We start from the raw sequence: 3,446 nt of genomic DNA, 5'->3' as shown, positions 1-3,446 counted from the left end.
AATTAAAGATATTTCAACCTATTTTGAATTTTTCTTTGTATATTTCTTACATTTTTTATATTTTAATGAAAAATTCATTATTTTTATGGTTACTTCATACAACTTTCTATTTTACTTTACTGTTTGTAGAGATTCCATACAAAAATTTCTTATATCTTTACAAAGCTAAGACATATTATGTTGAACGGACTGATTTATATGGTAATTCATTAATGATATCTTCGTAAGTCAATACTAGTTTCGCTCCTTCTTGGATGAGCTTATTTGTACCTATTGATAAAGTACTATTAATATTCCCAGGTAGTGCAAATACCTCTCTACCTTGTTCCAATGCTTGAGATGCTGTGATTAAAGAGCCACTTTTTTCTTTTGCTTCTATAATAAAAACACCATCGCTTAATCCACTTATTATTCTATTCCTCATCGGAAACATCCATGGCTCACTCTTTTGTATTGGAGGAGTTTCAGAAAGAACTAGTTGTTCATTCATCATTTTCATCGCTAAAGATGTGTTTTCCCTAGGATAAATATGATATAAACCTCCACCTAATACTGCAATAGTTTTTCCCCTCGACTGAATAGCTGCTTTATGTGCACAAGTATCAATACCACTCGCTAGACCACTTACAATAACATATCCATCATTAGTAAGTCTAGGAATAATGGAGGACATAGCATCTAGTCCATATTGCGAAGGCTTTCTCGCACCTACTACGGCTAGGGTTTTCTCTTGTTGTAGTAGTTTTGTGTTTCCCTTCATATACAATACCCATGGTGGGTTATAAATGTGCTTTAAACGTTCTGGATATGCATCATTAAAAATAGTTAATATAATAATAGAATTCGATAGATACTCATTAAGTTTTTGATTAATTGGGATAGTATGAAGATCTTTATAAAAGAGAGTAAGTTGATGATAGGAGAGTTTTGGGAGAATTATTTGCCAATCATGGAGACTTCTTGTGAATATCGCTTGCAACTGTCTATCAACTTGTAAGATTTGTTTAATAGATTTCCAACCAATGCCTCGACAATGATGTAATAATATTAACCTTTTTTCATACTCTTGCAACTTTACTCCTCCTCTTAATTGTATAGAAAAGACACCCCCTGTTTTTCAAAGGGGTGACTTTTTAAACCTGTTTACTATTTTTAATTAAAGAGCCGAAGCAGCTTCATGAGTTTTACATTTGTCAAATAATCCTTTTTCTTTAAGAACAGAGATTAATGTTTCACCCATTACAGATGGTGTTTCAGCTACTTTCATACCGCATTCATTCATAACACGGATTTTCTCATCAGCAGTTCCTTTACCACCAGAAATAATGGCACCAGCGTGTCCCATACGCTTACCTGGAGGCGCAGTACGGCCGCCGATAAAGCCAACTACCGGCTTTGTCATATTAGCTTTAACCCACTCTGCAGCTTCTTCTTCAGCCGTTCCACCAATTTCACCAATCATAATAACTGCATATGTTTCTGGATCTTCATTGAATGCTTTTAAAACATCAATAAAGTCAGTTCCATTTACCGGATCGCCACCGATACCAACTGCAGTTGTTTGTCCTAGACCTGCTTGTGTTAATTGGTGAACCGCTTCATAAGTTAATGTTCCAGAACGAGATACAACGCCAATATGCCCTTTAGTATGAATATAACCTGGCATTATACCAATCTTACATTCTCCTGGAGTAATAACGCCAGGACAGTTAGGACCTACTAAACGAGTTTTCTTTCCTTCCATGTAACGCTTAACTTTTACCATATCTAAAACAGGAATATGCTCTGTAATACAAATCGCTAAGTCTAGCTCTGCATCTACTGCTTCTAAAATTGCATCAGCAGCAAATGGTGCTGGTACATAAATAACAGAAGCATTTGCGCCTGTTGTTTCTACTGCTTCTTTAACCGTATTGAAAACAGGCACTCCCTCAACAACTTGTCCACCTTTTCCAGGAGTTGTTCCCCCTACAATTTTTGTACCATATTCAAGCATTTGTTTTGTATGAAAAAGTGCTGTTGACCCTGTGATACCTTGTACAATTACTTTTGTATCTTTATTAATAAATACACTCATTATGAACCCCCCTAACTATTAACCTACTAATGAAACGATTTTTTGTGCACCGTCAGCCATAGATTCTGCTGCTGTAATATCAATGCCAGAATTCTTTAAGATTTCTTTACCTAACTCAACGTTTGTTCCCTCAAGACGAACAACTAACGGTACAGAAAGTCCAACTTGTTTTGCTGCTTCTACTACACCTTCAGCAATTACATCACACTTCATGATTCCACCAAAAATATTAACAAAAATACCTTTTACCTTATCGTCTGATAGGATGATTTTGAAGGCTTCCGTTACTTTTTCAGCAGTCGCACCGCCCCCAACATCTAGGAAGTTAGCTGGGTCTCCATTATAATGTTTAATAATATCCATAGTTGCCATAGCAAGGCCTGCACCATTTACCATACAACCGATGTTCCCATCCAAAGCAATATAGCTTAAATCGTATTTAGATGCTTCGATTTCTTTCGCATCTTCTTCTTCTAAGTCACGATATTCTACAATGTCTTTATTGCGATATAAAGCATTTGAATCAAAGTTTAACTTCGCATCAAGTGCCATTACTTTTCCATCGCCAGTTACTACTAATGGGTTGATTTCTGCAATTGAACAATCTTTCTCAACAAATGCAGTATAAAGGCCATTCATAAATTTAACAGCTTGACCTACTAGTTCATTTGGAATGTTAATATTGAATGCAATTCTTCTTGCTTGGTATCCCGTTAATCCAACAACTGGATCAATTACTTCTTTAAATATTTTTTCAGGTGTTTTTTCTGCTACTTCCTCGATTTCTGTTCCGCCTTCTTCAGAAGCCATTAGAACTACTCGAGAAGTCGCACGGTCTAAAACTAACCCTACGTAATATTCTTTCTTGATGTCGCAACCTTCTTCAATTAGCAAACGTTTAACCTCTTTACCTTCAGGACCTGTTTGATGTGTTACGAGTGTCTTACCTAAAATTTCACCCGCATATGTACGAACTTCATCAAGATTTTTTGCTACTTTTACACCGCCAGCCTTCCCTCTTCCGCCAGCGTGTATTTGAGCTTTAACAACACAGATTTGTGAACCTAGCTCTTTTGCTGCCTCAACAGCTTCTTCCACAGAAAATGCTACCTTACCATTCGGTACAGCAACACCATATTTTCTGAGGACCTCTTTCCCTTGATACTCGTGGATATTCATGTCCCATCCTCCTAATTAACACTTACAATTTTTGAAATATTGCGTCATTTGAAATAAAGTACTTCCAAACTCAATCATCAATAAAATTAGATTGCGCTTTCATTGTATAAAATGTGTCAAAACTTGTCTAGCAATTCTACTTAAAAAATCTCAAAAAAATATTATCAAAATATAAAATATACTACAGTAT

Annotated in this window: 3 protein-coding genes; all 3 read right to left on the bottom strand. The window is 35.8% G+C overall.

Features of this window, described 5'->3' with window-relative positions; all coding sequences use genetic code 11:
• Positions 1-175 precede the first annotated feature (175 nt).
• The 3 genes from dprA to sucC all read right to left on the bottom strand — a co-directional run bounded on the left by dprA (position 176) and on the right by sucC (position 3,256).
• On the bottom strand, positions 176-1,072 hold the full coding sequence (gene dprA / locus V7014_RS26080) for a DNA-processing protein DprA (RefSeq protein WP_335511858.1): 897 nt from the start codon (positions 1,070-1,072) through the stop codon (positions 176-178).
• 84 nt (positions 1,073-1,156) lie between these two features.
• Positions 1,157-2,077, bottom strand: coding sequence for a succinate--CoA ligase subunit alpha (sucD, locus tag V7014_RS26075; RefSeq protein ID WP_335511856.1), 921 nt, complete (start codon positions 2,075-2,077; stop codon positions 1,157-1,159).
• 18 nt (positions 2,078-2,095) lie between these two features.
• Positions 2,096-3,256: an ADP-forming succinate--CoA ligase subunit beta gene (gene sucC / locus V7014_RS26070; protein ID WP_335511854.1), complete on the bottom strand. Its 1,161-nt coding sequence runs from the start codon at positions 3,254-3,256 to the stop codon at positions 2,096-2,098.
• Between the last annotated feature and the right edge of the window lie 190 nt (positions 3,257-3,446).

This window comes from Bacillus sp. JJ722 (assembly GCF_036963345.1).
In the GTDB taxonomy this organism is placed as follows: domain Bacteria; phylum Bacillota; class Bacilli; order Bacillales; family DSM-1321; genus Bacillus_AD.
Note: the sequence above shows the minus strand (reverse complement) of the source record. Positions and strands in the feature narration are given on the sequence as shown.